The organism is Streptomyces chumphonensis (assembly GCF_014779715.1).
Classification (GTDB): Bacteria; Actinomycetota; Actinomycetes; order Streptomycetales; family Streptomycetaceae; genus Streptomyces; species Streptomyces chumphonensis.
This window is the reverse complement of record NZ_JACXYU010000020.1, coordinates 37830-52970: the sequence shown is the minus strand read 5'-3', so window position 1 is coordinate 52970 and position 15141 is coordinate 37830. Positions and strand designations below refer to the sequence as shown.

The following is a 15141-nucleotide window of genomic DNA, read 5'->3' as shown; positions in this document are numbered from 1 at the left end:
CGCAGCCCCTGCCCCGGTCACCGCCGACCGGGGCAGGGGCGCGTTCCAGCCACCGTCGAGGCCGCCCCGACCCCCGGCGCCTAGCGTCATCCACGGGCCCGCCCCGCGGCCCACGCGGCGATCGCGGCGGGCGGCCCGTGACCGCCGCAGCCGCATGCCGGAAGGACACAGGCGATGACTCCTGCACCCCCGACCGACGCCGGCCGGGCCGCCGATCCCGCCGAACGGTACGACGTCGCCGTGCTCGGCGGGACGCTCGCCGCCGGTCTGCTGGGCGCGGTGCTGGCCCGGCAGGGCGTGCGCGTGCTGCTCGTCGGCGCGGAGGACGACCGCCGCGCTCCCTCCGGCGAGACGACCGTGCCCTACACGGCCGAGGTCTTCCTGCTGCTCGCCAAGCGCTTCGACGTCCCCGAGATCGCCGCGTTCGGCCTCTTCTCCGACCTGCCGGAGGAGGTGCGGCGGACCAGTGGCGTCAAGAAGAGTTTGGGCTTCCTCCACCACCACGCCGGGCGCCGCCACGACCCGGCCGAGAGCGTCCAGTTCAACGTGCCCGGCGAGCACGCCGAGTGGCACCCGTACCGCCCGGAGGTGGACGCCCACGCGCTGCGGATCGCCGCCCGGCACGGTGCGGCCCTCGTCCCGCGCGGCGTCACCCTCACCGACGCCGAGGCCGGACCCGACGGGGGAGAGGTCCGGGCCTCCGACGGCCGCACGTACCGCGCCCGCTACCTCGTGGACTGCTCCGGCGACGCCTCGCCGCTGGTGCGCCGCGCGGGCGGTGACGACGCCGAGCCCCGGCTCACCCACCGCTCGGTGAGCTACACGGCGCACCTGCGGGGCGTGACGCCCTTCGAGGACGTCGTCCCCCCGCACCGGCACCCGAAGGCGACCCCCTGGTCCGAGGGCACCGTCCACCACCTCTTCGACGGCGGCTGGCTCCAGCTGGCGCACTTCGGCAACCACCGGGCCGGGGAGAACCCGCTGACGTCCGTCACGCTCAGCGTCGACCCCGAGGTCGCCGCCGAGCTGCCCGACGACCCGGAGAAGGCCTTCCGCTCCGTCGTCGAGCGCTACCCCGACCTGGCGCGCCAGTTCGACACCGCGTCCCCGGTGCGGCCGTGGACGGCCCACGTGCCGACGCAGCGCACCGCCGCCCGCACGCACGGGGAGCGCTGGTTCGCGCTCGAACGCTCCGCCGCGCGCACCGACCTGTTCCTCTCCCGCGACGTGACGACGGCGGCCGAGCTGGTCCACGCGCTGGCCGGCCCGCTGATCACGGCCGTGCGCCGGGACGACTTCGCCCCCGAGCCGTTCGCCCGGGTGGCCCGCTTCCAGGAGGAGCTCGGCGCGTGGAACGACCGGCTGCTGGCCGCCGCCCGCACCGCCTGCCGCGACTTCCGGCTGTGGAACGCCTTCTCCCGCGTGTGGCTGCTGTGGCAGATCCTCGCCGACCTGTCGCTCAAGCGCGCCCGCCTCGACTGCGAGCAGTCCGGGAGCTGGGCACCCGTCGAGCGCTTCGAGCTGGGCGGCATCTGGTTCCACGCCCCCGAGGGCCTGCGCGAACTGGTCGGCCGGAGCCTGGAGACGATCGCCCAGGTGCGCGAGGGCCGCCGGGACGCCGCCACCGCCGCTGCGGCGATCTTCGCGGACCTGCGCCGGGCCCCGTTCGTGCCGCCGCTGTACGCCTTCGGCGACCCCGCGGCCCGCGTCTACCACTTCACCTTCCCCAAGCGGTTGCGGATGCTGCTGTGGGTGAAGACGAAGGCGCCCGCGGACTTCCGGCGCCTGCTCACCCGCGACAACGTCACCTCCGTCACCTCGGCCTCCAGCCGCTGAGCCGCCGCACCGCACCGCACGCACCGACCGCGCACGGAGGGGTGGAGCATGCCCGTCCACGCCGAGGACGGCGGGGACGGCCGCCCGCGTGGCGGCCGCCGGGAGCAGCCGGCCCCTGCGACGCCCGCCCCGCCCCGGGCCGCCGCAACGAGAGGAGACACCGCATGGACGTGCAGCAGACCCCGCCGGCGCAGGAGAGCGCGCGGCACCCGGTCACCGAGGAGGCCGTGCTGGAGTGGCTCGTCGCCCGGGTCGCCCACCTGCTCGACGTCCCCGCCGAGCAGGTGCCCGTCGACCGCCACCTCGACGAACTCGACATCGACTCGGTGGACGCCGTCGTGCTGGCGGGCGAGTTGGAGGCGTGGCTCGGCCAGGAACTCGGCCGGGAGATGCTGCGCCACCGCGCCGGCCTGGCCGAGCTGGGCGCGTACCTGGCGCGCCGGTACGCGCTGGCGCCCTACGGCGTCGCCCTCTGAGCGGCCCCACCGCGTGCGGGGAGGGCGCCACCCGGCCGGGTGGCGCCCTCCCCGCACGTCCCGCCGTCCCCCGGGGCCCGGAAGGCCGGGTCGCGGAGGACGGCGTCCCCGCGTCGGCTACACCGCGACCGGGTGGGTCGTCCGGGCGCCGGGGGCCAGTCGCGCGTAGTCGCTGCGCCAGTAGGTCAGCGGGAGGGTGTCGACGCCCGCGTCACCGGCCACGACCCGGCCGAGCAGCAGGGTGTGGTCACCGGCCCGTACGACGCTGTCCAGCTCGCACTCGGCGTGCGCGGTGGTGCCCAGCAGCACCGGCATTCCGGTCGTCGCGCCCGGCTCCCACCGCACCCGGCTGAACTTGTCCTGGGTGCCGGAGGCGAAGACCTGAGAGGTCTTCTCGTCCCGCGCGCTGAGGATGTTCACCGCGAACCGGCCGCGCTCCAGTATCGCCTGGAGCGAGCCGCTGCGGCTGGCGATGCTGGACAGCAGCAGCGGCGGGTCGACGGAGACGCTGCAGAACGCCGAGCAGGTGAGCCCACGCGGGGTGCCCGCGCCGTCCACCGTGGTGACGACGGTGATGCCACTGGCGAACGAGGCCATGACCTGGCGGAACGTCTGGAGGTCGACGGAGGCCAGCTCTTCGGCGACCAGCTCTTCGGTCATCAGGTTCTGGGCGTTCATCACAGCTCCCCGGACTCGATCTGGGTGGTCATCAGCGGACGGTCGAGCTTCCCGTTGGCGGTTCGCGGGAGGTCTTCCTGGAGGTGGAGCCTGTCGATGATCATGTAGGTCGGCAACCTTTCCGCGCAGCAGCGCTTGACGTGGAGCAGGGACGGGCGTTCGCCGGGGGCGGGCACCACCACCGCGTGCAACTCGGCCTCCAGGCCCACGCCGACCACCAGCACCGCCACGTCGGCGACGGTGTCCAGCGAACCGACGGCCGCCTCGATCTCACCGAGCTCGATCCGGTGACCGCGGATCTTGACCATCTGGTCCCGGCGGCCGACGTAGCTCAGCTGTCCGTCCGCGTCCCGGCGGGCGAGATCGCCGGTGCGGTAGAGGCCCCGGTGCGGCTCGCGGCCCCAGTAGCCGAGCATCACCGTCGGGCCGCTCACGACGACCTCGCCCTCCTCGGCCCCCGGCGGGTCGAGCAGCACCTCGTCACCGGAGCACGCGGCACCGATGGGGAGCGCGCCGGTGCGCTCCAGGTCGGCGTCGGTGACCTCGTAGGAGGTGCAGACGTTGGTCTCGGTGGGCCCGTACCAGTTGAGCAGCCGCACCTTCGGCCAGCCGGCCCGCAGTTCCCGCACGTGGTGCGGGGCGAACGGCTCACCGGCGAAGAGACACGCCCGCAGCGCGGCGGGCGGCTCCCCCTCCAGCAGCCCGCCCTCGCGGATCATCAGGCTCAGGGCCGAGGGAACGGAGTACCAGACGGTGATCTCCCGCTCGTGGAGGAACCGGACGAGCTGGGCGGGCGCGTAGGCCATCTCCTGCGGCACCAGGTGCACCGAGGCGCCGGCCGCGAAGGCACCGTACAGGTCGAAGACGGAGAGGTCGAAGGTGAACGGCGCGTGCTGGGACAGCCGGTCGTCGGCCCCGAGGGCCAGCTCCGCCACGGCCCACTCCACGAAGGCCAGGGCGTTGCGGTGGCTGATGCACACACCCTTCGGCTCCCCGGTCGATCCGGAGGTGTAGAGGATGTACGCCGGCTCGTCCGGGCCGGCGTCGTACGGGGTGACGCGGGCGCCCTCCCGGGCCTCGGCGAGCAGCTCGGAGAAGGTCACCAGCGGGGTGTCGTCCCCGTCGGGACGGGGTCGCCGCGCCGCCTCCTCGTCCGCGACGACCAGCGCGGGCCGCGCGCTCGCGGTGATGCGCGCCAGGCGTGCGGGCGGGTTGGAGCCGGTCACCGGGACGTAGACGGCGCCCGTGCGCAGCGCCGCCTGCATGAGGGCGATCGTCCGGACGCCCTTGTGGCTCCACAGGACGACTCGATCGCCGGGGCGCACGCCCCGGGCCGTCAGGGCGGCGGCGAAGCGGTCGGCCAACGCGTCCAGTGCGCCGTAGCGCACCGGCCCCTCGGGGCCGTGCACGGCCACGGCCTCCGGGTTCCGCCGGGCCGAGGCCGTCAGGAGAGCGTGCAGTGTCATAGGCCCAGTTCCCTCGCGATGAGTTCCCGCTGGATGTCGGAGGTGCCGGAGAAGAGCACCGAGGGCACCGCGTCCCGCAGGGCCGCCTCGATCCCCCCGGCCGTCAGGTAGCCGCGCCCCCCGAAGGTGCGCACGGCGTCCAGCGCCGCCTGGACGACGCCCTCGGAGACGGCGAGCTTCGACAGGGCGACGGAGAGGGTCGCCGGGCGGCCCCGCTCCATCTCCCAGCAGGCGCGGTACAGCAGCAACCGGGCCGCTTCCACCCGCAGCTTCATGTCGGCGATCCGGTGCGAGACGGCCTGGAACTCCGCCAGGCGCCGGCCGAACTGCCGCCGGGCGCGGACGTGCTCGACGCACCGCTCGACCAGCCGGTCGGCCAGGCCGACGTAGCCCGCGAACAGGCACGCCCGCTCCCAGCCCATGGAGTGCTGGAAGACGGCCCCGCCCTGGCCCGGCTCCCCGAGGACGGCGGCGTCCGGCACGAAGCAGTCGGTGAACTCCACCGTCCCGGCCGGGCACTGGGTGAGCCCCATCTTGCCCATCGGCCCGCTCGCGCTCACCCCGGCGGCCGTGCGGTCCACGACGAACCCGGTCACCCCCAGATGTCCCGCCCGGGGGTCGGTGGTGGCGTAGGTGACGTAGAGGTCGGCCGCCGGGCCGTTGCTGACGAAGCTCTTGGCGCCGTTCAGCACCCAGCCGCCCTCGACCGGCCGGGCGGTGACGGCGAGCCGGGAGACGTCCGACCCGGCGCCGTCCTCGGTCATCGCGTTCCCCGCGATGAGCTCGCCCCGGCAGATGCCGGGCAGGACGCGCTCCCTGAGCTCCTCGGAGCCGAAGTCGACGACGGGCATGGCGCAGGCGAACAGGTGCGCGCTCGCGCCGAAGACCAGTCCCGTGCGGTGGCAGCCGCGCCCGAACGCCTCCACCCGGAGCGCGGTGTCCAGGGCCCCGAGCCCCTCGCCGCCGTACCGGGTCGGCACGGACAGGCCGAGGAGGCCCAGCCGGCCGAGCAGCAGCCAGTCCTTGCGGTCGTAGGTCGCCGAGGCCGCCCCGGCCGCTGTCCCGTCCTCCGGGAAGGCGTCCCGTACGGCCGTCAAGGTGTCGTGGTAGCGGGCACGTTGCCGCTCGGACCAGTCGAACTCCACGGTCTCTCCTCCGCTGCGTTCAGGGGGTGCGCTGGGAGCCGGACGGCCCGCCGCCGACGAGGGAGGCCGCGCCCGCCGGGGGGCCCGGCGGCGCCGGGAGCGGCACCGGCGCCCCACCGGCCGTCGGACCGCCGGCACCGACGCGGCGCAGCAGCCACGACAGCAGGGGAGCGGTCATGGCCGTGGTGACCAGCGCCATCATCACCATGGCCGTGAACAGTTCGGTGCTCAGCAGACCGAGGGACAGCCCCACGTTGAGGATCACCAGCTCCGTCAGCCCCCGGGTGTTCATCAGGAGGCCGAGCACGGTCGACTCCCGCCACTTCATGCCGGTCATCCGGGCCGACAGGAGCACACCGCCGAGCTTGCCGACGCAGGCCACCACGATGATCAGCACCATGTGGACCGCGCCCTGCCCCGTCATGGCCGTCAGGTCCACCGACAACCCCGTGACCACGAAGAACAGCGGCAGCAGCAGCTTGCTCACGTGCTCCAGCGGCAGGAGGGTGGTGCGCCGCAGCAGCAGCTGCGGGTCCTTGCGCGGCATGACGAGGCCGAAGAAGAACGCGCCGAAGATCGCGTGCAGCCCGATGTTCGAGGTGACGTAGGCCGAGCCCAGCGCCCCGGCGGCGGCGAGCATGGCCAGCCAGGGTGCCGCCGAGGCGGTGGCCCGCGCCGCGAGGGCCGCCAGGACCGGCCGCACGAGCGCGAGCATGACGACGACGTACAGGGCTCCCCAGCCGAGCACGCCGAGGAACCCGGCCGCGCCCGAGGCGGTGATCAGGGCGACGACCACGGCCAGCAGGCACCAGGCGAGCACGTCGTCCAGCGCGGCCAGGGCCAGGGCCAGGTTGCCCACCCGGCTCAGGTGCAGCCGCTGGTCGGTGATGATCCGGGCCAGGACCGGGAAGGCGGCGATCGAGACGGCCGTGCCCAGGAACAGGGCGAAGTCCAGGAACCGGACGCTCTCGCCGTTCACGGTGTCGTGCGCGCCGAAGAGGAGGGCGGCCAGGCCCACGCCCAGCGCCATCGGCAGGAGGGCGCCGCCCAGCCACACCGTCCCGGTCGTGCGACGGCGGTCGCGCAGGGAGGTGTGGTCGAACTCCCAGCCGATGGTGAACATGAACAGCAGCAGGCCCACTTGAGCGACGACGCCGAGATAGGGGCGCACGTCGACCGGGAAGAACAGCGCCGGCAGGTCGCCGGGGAGCAGCCCGAGGACGCTCGGGCCGAGACAGATCCCGGCGGTGATCTCGCCGATGACGGCCGGCTGTCCGAGTCGGCGCGCCAGCGCCGCGAAGCCCGCCCCCACGGCCAGCACGAGGGCGATCCCCCCGAGGGCGGTGGCGGCGATCCACTCCGCGTGTTCCGGACTGCTCACGGCTGTCCTCCGTCGTTCAGGCGTGACGCGATGCTCCGGAGCAGCTTGGGCGAGCACGCTAGAAGCCCGGTGGACGGCCAGTGCAGGTGACGCGAGCCGCGCCGGCACGCCGAGGGCCCGGTCCGGGGCACCCCCGGACCGGGCCCTCGGCCCACGCGGCGCCGGCCGCTACTGCCCGCCCCGCCGGGGCGCGGCCAGCTCGCGGCGGCCGGCCCAGTACGCGCCCGCGACCCCCAGCAGGGCGAACGCGCCGCCCCACGCCCACTGGCCGGCGGTGTAGGAACCGGCGAAGTCGTGCAGCACCGGGTTGCTCCACTCGAAGACCCGCGACGGCGGCCACCACTGCGCGATGGTCCGGGCCGTCGGGGGCATGCCGGGAACGCTGACGAACCCGCCGCCCACGAAGAACGTGGCGATGGCCACGAGGATGACCGGAGGCTGGACCGCGCGGTGCTGGCGCAGGAGCTGGGCCAGCAGGACGCCGAGCCCGGCCGCCGCGACCAGCAGCGGCAGCATGAACAGCAGGACGAGGACGAGGGAGCCCACGTCCGGGGTGAACCCGAACAGCAGCAGCCCCGTCAGATAGGTCGGTACCGCGCTCAGGTAGGCCAGCAGCGTGGCGGTGAGCACGCACCCCAGGGCCGCCGGCGCGGCCCCGAAGGGCGACATGAGCAGTTCCTTGGCCGTGCGCCCCTCCTCCTCGACGGCGAACACGTTGGCCGCCAGCAGCATCGAGCCGAGCAGCAGCGCGAGGAGCAGCACGCCGCCCGCGATGAACGCGGCCCGGGTGACGTCCTCCTCGGCGACGGTCCGCAGGTCCACGGTGGCCGGCAGCGCCCCGCGCACCTCGTCGTGGATGTTGAGCGCGTCGTCCACCCGGAAGCGCAGGTTCTTCGTCGCGTCGGTGTTCACGTTGTACGTGGAGATCCGCACCTCGTTGGTCGTGGCCACGTCCTCCGGAATGGTGATCACCAGCTGGAGGCGGCCGTCCTCCAGCATCTCCCGAGCGGCGCGCGGGTCGTCCTCGATCGTCTCGAAGTACAGATCGACGTTGGACCGGGACTGCGCCAGGGAGTCCGTGATGGCCGCGGACCTCGCGTCGTCCGCCCGGTCGATCACACCCACCGGCCAGCGGTCGCCCCAGGAGCCGAAGAGAATGGCGCACAGGACCAGCACCACCAGCGGGACGAGGACGCCCTGCGCCACCAGGTCGGGCCGGCGGCGCAGCAGCCTCACGTTGCGCCGGTGGGCGGCCAGCGCGCCCCGGATCATCTCGTTCATCACAGCCTCCGTCGTTCCTCTCACTGGCCTTGGGTGAAGCGCAGTTGACGCCGCATCCGCACCACCGCGAGCAGAGTCAGCAGTGCCGCGATCCCGGCGGTGCCGCCCAGCGCGGCCCAGTCCGTGCCGCCGTCGCCGAGTCCGGTCGCGTCCAGCCGGAGGTCCTGGGTCAGGCCCGCCGTCGGCCACCAGTGGGTGCTCGCCCACAGCCACTCGACCGCGCCGCCGTGCGCGAAGCCGCGCAGGTAGGACTCGTAGCCGCTGAGGAAGAAGTGGACGATCGCCAGCACGACGCAGAGCGGTACGAGCGGCAGCGAGCGGCGCAGCGTGACGCCCAGGAGCGTTCCGAGCGCGCTGCCGTAGGCGAAGAGCACGAACAGGCCGAGCCAGCTGGCGGCGCCGAGCGAGAGCGCGGGGAAGTCCAGCAGCCAGGCGAGCCCGGCCAGGACGAGCACCGTCCCGGCCAGCGTCTGGACGCCGGCGCTGAGCCACTTCCCGCCCAGGAGGGGGGCGTTGCCCACCGGGGAGAGCACCAGCGGCTTGGCCGTCCGGTCCTCCCACTCGCGGGCGACGAGTGTCCCGGTGTTGACCATCGAGGCGTACAGGACGGCGAACACGAGCAGGGCCGTGCCCAGGTAGGCGCTGGTGCCCATGTCCTCGCGGAAGTGGCTGTTCTCGCGGACCGCCGTGACGGGCACCCCTCCGCCCGTGTCCCGGGCGAACTCCCGTACCGCGCCCTCCGCGCGCAGTTCGAAGTTCTTCGTGCCGTCGGCGTTGATGTTGTACACGCGCAGGGGCACCTCGACGGGCACCCCGGCCGACACCCGGTCGTCGAAGTCGGCGGGGATCGTCAGCACGGCGCCGACCTCCCCGGCGGCGAACATCGCGCGTGCATCCCCGGGGTCCGTCGTGCGGATCTCGAACAGTTCCCCGTCGGTGTTGTGCATGGTTCGCAGGATCTGCAGGAGACGTTCGCTGTGCGGCCCGCCGCCCTCTTGGGCGACGGCGACGGGGGAGGTGGTGGAGACGGTGACGAGCAGCGCGTACAGCGAGACGAAGACCAGCGGTACGAGCACGGTGATGACGACGAAGACGGGGCTTCTGCGGGAGAGGGTGAGGTCCTTGCGCACCATGGCGCGGATCGCACTCCACATGGGTCCTCCAGGTTCTCGGTTCGGCGGCCGGTTCGCTGCTCAGTCGCGCAGGTCGCGGCCGGTGAAGTGGAGGAAGACGTCCTGGAGGCCCGGTTCGCTGAACCGGAAGCCGACGAGCGTCGGCCCGCCGTCCAGCCGGTCGAGCGCCGACCGCACGAACGCCACGTGGTCGGCGTCCTCGGGCACCTCGACGAGGAGTTGGTGCGCGTGCGCGCCCACCTGGTAGCCGTCGCGCAGCAGCGGTTCGGCGGCCTCGGCGGCCTCGGCGGAGGCGTAGGTCAGCTCCAGTCGCCGCCGCCGCGTCAGGGCCTTGAGCTCGTCGGGGGTGCCCGTGACGACGCGGCGGCCCCGGTCGATGATGCACACCCGCTGGCCGAGGCGTTCGGCCTCCTCCATGTAGTTGGTGGTCAGCAGCACGCTGCGGCCCTCGGCGGCCAGGCCCCGGACGCGGTCCCAGATGGACTCGCGCGACTGGACGTCCACGCCCAGCGTCGGTTCGTCGAGGAACAGCAGGTCGGGCTCGGTCAGCAGGGCGCGGGCCAGCGTCAGCCTGCGCTGCATGCCGCCGGAGAACGTGCCCACCCGGTGCCCGGCCCGCTCGGTGAGCGAGACGAGCTCCAGCACGGTGTCGATGCGCCGCCGCGCCGAGGCCCTGGGCACCCCGTAGTAGGCGGCGTGGAACTCGAGGTTCTCGCGGCCCGTCAGGTCCGCGTACAGGGCGGTCTCCTGCGGGGCGAGCGCGATACGCCGCAGCAGCCTGCTCCGCTCTCGGGACGGGTCCATGCCGAGGACGCGCACCCGCCCGTCGGTCGGTCCGAGCAGGCCGCTGAGCAGGTTGATCACCGTCGTCTTGCCGGAGCCGTTGGGTCCGAGCAGGCAGAAGACCGTCCCGGGTTCGATGCGCAGGCTCAGGTCGGTGATGGCCTGGAACGGCTCGGCTCCACGCCGCTTGAACACCAGGTCGACGTGTTCCAGTTCGGCGACGGGCGCACCGGAGGCGAGCGTCGCCGCCGGCTCCGGACTGGGGGTGGTGGCCGTGGTCATGGGGTCTCCTCTTCCGTCACCGCTGCCGGTCGGGCACTGCCGCGAAACAGCCGTGCGGCACGGCGATCCGTCTCGTCGCGGGTTCGGACGGTCGGGCCGGTCCGCGTTCCGGTTCTGTTGTCGCAAGAACTCTACAACTGTAGAGTTCATTACGTGATGAGTTACCGACATGGTCGACCACACCGGGGGATCAGTTCAAGAGAGGAGTGCCGACATGGCCACGGGAAGTGACTACGAGGTCGTCATCGCGGGGGCCGGTCCCACCGGTCTGTGCCTCGCGGGCGAGCTGGCCCTCGCCGGCGTGCGCTGCAAGGTCGTCGAGCGCCGCACGCACCGCACCGAGGAGTCCCGGGCGCTCGGCCTGCACGGCCGCACCATGGAGGTGCTCCGCGCGCGCGGCATGGCCGACACCGTCCTGGAGCGGGCCAACCCCGTCAAGCAGGTCCGGGTCAGCCTGGGCAACTCCCTGCTCAACCTCCGCCGCCTGCCCAGCGACTACGGCCAGCTCACGATCATCCCGCAGGGCGAGACCGAGGCGATCCTCGAAGAACGCGCCCGCGACCTCGGCGTGACCATCGAGCGCGGCGTGAAGCTGACGGGCTGCCGGCAGGAGGGCGAGGAGGTCGTCTACCGGCTGGAGTCCGAGGAGCGCCGGTGGGAGGAGCGCACGCCCTGGCTCGTCGGCTGCGACGGCGCGCACAGCGCGGTGCGCCACGCCATGGGCGCCGCCTTCGAGGGCGAGATGTACCCGTACACGATCATCGTGGCGGACGTGAAGCTCGGCGTGCCGCTCGACGAGCAACTGCTCATCCACGTCGGCCGGGCCGGTCTCGTCGTCTGCACCGACTTCGGCAACGGCTGGTACCGACTGGGCGTCATCGACCGCGGCAAGTCCTGGTCGGACGACCCCGTCACGCTCCAGGAGGTCCGCGAGACCCTCGTGCGCCTCTTCGGCAAGGACCTGCGCCCCAGCGAACCCCTGTGGACCTCCCGCTTCCGCATCCAGGAACGGCAGGCCGAGACCTACCGCAGGGGCCGCATGATCATCGCCGGTGACGCCGCACACGTCCACTCGCCCCTCGGCGGACAGGGCCTCAACCTCGGGATCCAGGACGCCGTGAACCTCGGCTGGAAGCTGGCCGCCGTGGCCTCGGGACGGGGCTCGGACCGGCTGATCGACACCTACCAGGAGGAGCGCCGCCGCGTCTCCCAGGGCGTCATCAAGGTCACCGACCTGGCCACCCGCATGATGACCTCCGACGCCCTGCCCGCCCGCGTCGCCCGGCTCGTCGGCGTCTCCACGGCCACCCGCGTCCCCAGGGGCCACCGACTCGCCGTCGGCCACCTCTCCGGCATCGCCACCGCCTACCCCACCACCGCCGACTCCCGCAGCCCCAAGGGCACCGCGGGCCACCGCGTCCCGGACCTCTCCTTCCGCACCGGCCCGGCCCAGGGCGACCGGCTCTTCGAGAACATGCGCGCGGGCACCTTCGTCCTCGTCGACCAGAGCGGCAACCAGCCCTCCGGCCTGCTCGACCCGTGGGGAGACCTCGTGACGGAGATGCGGGGCAGGATCGGCGGCGTCAAGGGGCCCTGGATGGACGCGGAGATGATCCTCGTCCGGCCCGACGGCTACTGCGCCTGGGCCGGCGGCCGCGAACGCGCCACCGTCGAACTGCCCGCCGCCATGCGACGCTGGGCCGGGGCGCCCACCGTCCCCGCGACGTCCCCCGCGGACGGCTGACCCGCCCCGCCGACCCCCGCCCGGCGGCCCGCCGGCGTCCCGAGCGGCCCGGGACCCCGGCCGGGGCGCCGGCCGGCCGCACCGCGGCCCGTGCCCCCAGTAGGCTCTGACCATGGCAGACGTGGAGGTGGGACCACTCGACCTGGCCGCCCGGGTGGACGAGGCGCTGGCCGTCCAGGCGCTGGCGTTCGGCCTCAACGACGAGGAGATCGGCATCCGCCGCCCCATCGTCCTGCGCCACCTCACCGTGCCCGGTGCCCGCGCCCTCGGGGCGACCACCCGCGAGGGCCGTCTCGTCGGCTTCGTGTACGGCCTGCCCAACGACCGGACCCAGTGGTGGTCCACCGTCGTGGAGCCCTACCTGACCCGCGCGGGCACCGACGCCTGGCTCGACCACGCCTTCACCATCACGGAGTTGCACGTCCACCCCGCCCACCAGCGGCACGGCCTCGGGGTGCGGCTCATCACCGCCCTCACCGACGACGCCCCGCAGTCGCACTCGATCCTGTCCGCCGTCGACACCGAGAGCCCGGCGCGCGCCCTCTACCGGCGGCTGGGCTACCACGACCTCGCGCGCGGCGTCCTCTTCCCCAGCGCACCACAGCCCTACGCCGTCATGGGCGCGCCGCTGCCGCTGCGCCGGCTGCGGCGCTGAGCACCCCCGTCACAGCCAGGCCGCGAACTCCAGCAGCAGCTCGCCGTCCTCCCGGTCCCCGGCCAGGACGTGCCGCACGCCCGACTCCACGGCCCGGTACAGCGCCCAGCCGCGCAGCCGCTCCCGGTCCACGTCCAACGAGTCGGCCAGCCGCTGCACGCGCCGCCGCGTGGCCGCCGCCGCACCGGGGGAGGCCACCAGATCGTGCAGCCGGTCGCGGGCGAGCCGGGCCAGGTCGAACGCCGGCTCGCCGACCAGCGGTTCCGGACCGACGGCCAGCCACGGCGAGCGGTCGGCGTCCGACGCCAGCACCGCGCCCTGCCGGAAGTCACCGTGCAGCAGCACGCCCTCCGGGGCGTCGGCCAGCAGTTCGTCCCGCACCGCCAGCGCCGCGTCCACCAGCGGACGGACGTCGTCCGGCGCCCGGCCGAGGACCCGCTCCACCTCCGCGCCGGTGTGCTCGGCCACCGTGGTGAACGCGAACCCGCCCGCCTCGGGCGGCACCCACAGCCGCCGGACCGCCGAGCTCGACTCCAGCATCGCCTTGTCCTCGGGCAGCGACCGCAGCGAGACCTCCCCGTGCAGCCGCTCCAGCAGCAGGGCCCCCGCCGCCGTGTCGGAGCGCAGCGACCGGACCGCTCCCAGGCCGTCCCAACGGGTCAGCGCCGCGGCCTCCGCACGGGCCCCCGCGCCGCTCGGCGCACACAGCTTCAGCGCCGCCGGACGGCCGTCGGCCTGCCGCACCAGCACCACCACACTGGTCCGGCCCCCCGGCAGCACCGTCCGCTCCGGCGTCAGCTCCCACTGCTCCAGCAGCCGTTGCGACAGCGCCGGAAGTCCGGCGAGCCAGGGGTGGTCCGGGCCCAGGGCGCGGACCAGCCGCTGTGGCGGGGGCGGGGGAAGAACGGAGGCCATGTGCTGGCGGTGCCTTTCCGTCGGTCGTCGAATCGCCCGTCGCCGGGCCACCGCGGGGTGGTCACCGGCCGCCGTCCGCACCGCCCCCGCTCCGGGCGTCGGCCGTGCGTTCGGCAAGACCAGGGAAGGCTACGCCGCCACCGCGCCAGCGCGCCGCCCGGAGGGCCGCTTCGCGCAGCGCCCCGGCGGCCTCCCGCCGCCGCTCCCCGGTTCCCGCACGCACCAGATCCGCGTACACCCCGGCGACCCGGTCCTCCAACTCGGCGGCGAACCGCGCCGCCGTCGCCGCGTCCGGCACCGCGTACGGCAGGACGTACCCGGCCGCCGCCGCCGTCGGTGTCCCGCCCAGCTCCCGCACGGCCCGGGCCAGCGCGTCGCGGCGGGCCCGGTGCGCGGTGTGCGCCTCCCGCGCCGCCCGGCGTCCGTCCGCGTCCGTCCGCGCGCCCACCACGCCGTAGCCGTACACCGCCGCGTGCTCGGCCGCCAGCGCCGCCTGGAGCGCCGCCAGCACGCCCGCGTGCTCCTTCTCCGACCGCCGCGTCTCCGTCATCAGGCGCCCCCGCCCGTCGCCTCGCCCAGCAGGAACGCGTGCACCTCGCCGGACGCCGCCACGGACGCCAGCAGTCTGGCCAGCTCCGGCGGGGCGTCCGCCAGGGCCCGCATCCGCTCCCGCGCGGTGCGGCGTTCGGCACCCGCCAGCTCCGCGAGCGCCGCCGCCCGCTCCTTGGGCACCTCCGCGCCGGGCGGGGGACTCGCGTCCGGGCCGCCCCGCCGCCCGTCGCCGAACGCCTCGGCGTGCCGCAGGACGTCCGCCCGCAGCGGCGCCAACCGTGCGGCGAGGTCGGGGTGGGCGGCGCTCGTCGCGTCGTACCGGCGCAGCAGGACGGCGCTGTCCGCCGCCGCCGCGCGCCGCAGCCGGGCACCGCGTTCGGCCGCCCGACGTTCCCGCTCCGCGCGGTCCCCGCCCGAGCAGCCGGTGGTGAGGGCGAGCGCCCCCACCGCACCGAGGCCGGTCAGACCGGCGGCGCCGGTGCGCAGGAGGCTGCGTCTGGAGGGCGGTCCGGGCGGAAGCGGCACCACGTGACACCCCACAGGCAAGATCGTCGGCAGGAGGAGCGGGACCAGAACAGTTGATCACCGTGCCGTGAGCGTACCCGGCGCCCCCACCGGCTCCGACCGGCCTCCCCGGCGTGCCCCCGGCAGGCACCCGAGCGGCGGCGGGGCGGGCACCCGACCGGCGCCGGGCGTCCGGCACGGTCGACGCGACGCGCTAGGCTGTAGCCGGACACGCCGAGAGGCGCGCGGCGGTCGGCCCGGCCGTCACGGCGGCGTTCGACCGTCACCGAGCGTCCCCCGAGCGTCACCG

At 74.5% G+C, this 15141-nt stretch carries 14 protein-coding genes; 4 read left to right on the top strand and 10 right to left on the bottom strand.

Translation table 11 applies throughout. From position 1 onward, the window contains the following. Window positions 1-174: 174 nt before the first annotated feature. The gene (locus IF129_RS24955) at window positions 175-1836 is read left to right on the top strand and encodes an NAD(P)/FAD-dependent oxidoreductase (RefSeq protein WP_191212097.1); all 1662 of its coding nucleotides are present in this window, start codon (window positions 175-177) and stop codon (window positions 1834-1836) included. A 164-nt stretch (window positions 1837-2000) separates the two neighbouring features. Then, the gene (locus tag IF129_RS24950) at window positions 2001-2312 is read left to right on the top strand and encodes an acyl carrier protein (RefSeq protein ID WP_191212096.1); all 312 of its coding nucleotides are present in this window, start codon (window positions 2001-2003) and stop codon (window positions 2310-2312) included. A 117-nt stretch (window positions 2313-2429) separates the two neighbouring features. Here IF129_RS24950 and IF129_RS24945 read toward each other — a convergent pair whose 3' ends face one another. The 7 genes from IF129_RS24945 to IF129_RS24915 all read right to left on the bottom strand — a co-directional run bounded on the left by IF129_RS24945 (window position 2430) and on the right by IF129_RS24915 (window position 10461). After that, window positions 2430-2990 (bottom strand): flavin reductase family protein, encoded by a 561-nt coding sequence (locus IF129_RS24945; RefSeq protein WP_191212095.1) that lies wholly within the window; start codon window positions 2988-2990, stop codon window positions 2430-2432. Then, window positions 2990-4456: an amino acid adenylation domain-containing protein gene (locus tag IF129_RS24940; protein ID WP_191212094.1), complete on the bottom strand. Its 1467-nt coding sequence runs from the start codon at window positions 4454-4456 to the stop codon at window positions 2990-2992. Before IF129_RS24940 ends, IF129_RS24945 begins: the two co-directional genes overlap by 1 nt. Further along, a complete protein-coding gene (locus tag IF129_RS24935) occupies window positions 4453-5601 on the bottom strand; it encodes an acyl-CoA dehydrogenase family protein (RefSeq protein WP_191212093.1) in 1149 nt (382 codons plus the stop codon). Before IF129_RS24935 ends, IF129_RS24940 begins: the two co-directional genes overlap by 4 nt. Before the next feature lie 19 nt (window positions 5602-5620). Beyond that, window positions 5621-6982: a cation:proton antiporter domain-containing protein gene (locus IF129_RS24930; RefSeq protein ID WP_191212092.1), complete on the bottom strand. Its 1362-nt coding sequence runs from the start codon at window positions 6980-6982 to the stop codon at window positions 5621-5623. A gap of 168 nt (window positions 6983-7150) precedes the next feature. Further along, entirely contained in the window at window positions 7151-8263 is a 1113-nt protein-coding gene (locus IF129_RS24925) for an ABC transporter permease (RefSeq protein ID WP_191212091.1), read from the bottom strand. Window positions 8264-8283: 20 nt separating this feature from the next. After that, window positions 8284-9417 (bottom strand): ABC transporter permease, encoded by a 1134-nt coding sequence (locus tag IF129_RS24920; protein ID WP_191212090.1) that lies wholly within the window; start codon window positions 9415-9417, stop codon window positions 8284-8286. A gap of 39 nt (window positions 9418-9456) precedes the next feature. Then, entirely contained in the window at window positions 9457-10461 is a 1005-nt protein-coding gene (locus tag IF129_RS24915) for an ABC transporter ATP-binding protein (RefSeq protein ID WP_191212089.1), read from the bottom strand. Between the two features lie 214 nt (window positions 10462-10675). Between IF129_RS24915 and IF129_RS24910 the strand changes: the two genes are divergently transcribed. Then, a complete protein-coding gene (locus IF129_RS24910; protein WP_191212088.1) occupies window positions 10676-12205 on the top strand; it encodes an FAD-dependent monooxygenase in 1530 nt (509 codons plus the stop codon). Window positions 12206-12317: 112 nt separating this feature from the next. Continuing rightward, entirely contained in the window at window positions 12318-12860 is a 543-nt protein-coding gene (locus IF129_RS24905) for a GNAT family N-acetyltransferase (RefSeq protein WP_191212087.1), read from the top strand. Window positions 12861-12869: 9 nt separating this feature from the next. Here IF129_RS24905 and IF129_RS24900 read toward each other — a convergent pair whose 3' ends face one another. The 3 genes from IF129_RS24900 to IF129_RS24890 all read right to left on the bottom strand — a co-directional run bounded on the left by IF129_RS24900 (window position 12870) and on the right by IF129_RS24890 (window position 14852). After that, window positions 12870-13775, bottom strand: coding sequence for an aminoglycoside phosphotransferase family protein (locus IF129_RS24900; protein WP_191212086.1), 906 nt, complete (start codon window positions 13773-13775; stop codon window positions 12870-12872). Between the two features lie 61 nt (window positions 13776-13836). Continuing rightward, on the bottom strand, window positions 13837-14325 hold the full coding sequence (locus IF129_RS24895; RefSeq protein ID WP_191212085.1) for a DUF4439 domain-containing protein: 489 nt from the start codon (window positions 14323-14325) through the stop codon (window positions 13837-13839). Beyond that, entirely contained in the window at window positions 14325-14852 is a 528-nt protein-coding gene (locus IF129_RS24890) for a hypothetical protein (RefSeq protein ID WP_318153931.1), read from the bottom strand. The genes IF129_RS24895 and IF129_RS24890 overlap by 1 nt, the downstream gene beginning before the upstream one ends. Window positions 14853-15141: the final 289 nt, after the last annotated feature.

Excerpts from the sequence above, each read along its gene's own strand:
- IF129_RS24955 (WP_191212097.1), top strand. The coding sequence starts at position 175 with ATGACTCCTGCACCCCCGACCGACGCCGGCCGGGCCGCCGATCCCGCC.
- IF129_RS24895 (WP_191212085.1), bottom strand. The coding sequence starts at position 14,325 with ATGACGGAGACGCGGCGGTCGGAGAAGGAGCACGCGGGCGTGCTGGCG.
- IF129_RS24950 (WP_191212096.1), top strand. The coding sequence starts at position 2,001 with ATGGACGTGCAGCAGACCCCGCCGGCGCAGGAGAGCGCGCGGCACCCG.
- IF129_RS24945 (WP_191212095.1), bottom strand. The coding sequence starts at position 2,990 with ATGAACGCCCAGAACCTGATGACCGAAGAGCTGGTCGCCGAAGAGCTG.
- IF129_RS24925 (WP_191212091.1), bottom strand. The coding sequence starts at position 8,263 with ATGAACGAGATGATCCGGGGCGCGCTGGCCGCCCACCGGCGCAACGTG.
- IF129_RS24940 (WP_191212094.1), bottom strand. The coding sequence starts at position 4,456 with ATGACACTGCACGCTCTCCTGACGGCCTCGGCCCGGCGGAACCCGGAG.
- IF129_RS24900 (WP_191212086.1), bottom strand. The coding sequence starts at position 13,775 with ATGGCCTCCGTTCTTCCCCCGCCCCCGCCACAGCGGCTGGTCCGCGCC.
- IF129_RS24905 (WP_191212087.1), top strand. The coding sequence starts at position 12,318 with ATGGCAGACGTGGAGGTGGGACCACTCGACCTGGCCGCCCGGGTGGAC.
- IF129_RS24910 (WP_191212088.1), top strand. The coding sequence starts at position 10,676 with ATGGCCACGGGAAGTGACTACGAGGTCGTCATCGCGGGGGCCGGTCCC.
- IF129_RS24920 (WP_191212090.1), bottom strand. The coding sequence starts at position 9,417 with ATGTGGAGTGCGATCCGCGCCATGGTGCGCAAGGACCTCACCCTCTCC.
- IF129_RS24915 (WP_191212089.1), bottom strand. The coding sequence starts at position 10,461 with ATGACCACGGCCACCACCCCCAGTCCGGAGCCGGCGGCGACGCTCGCC.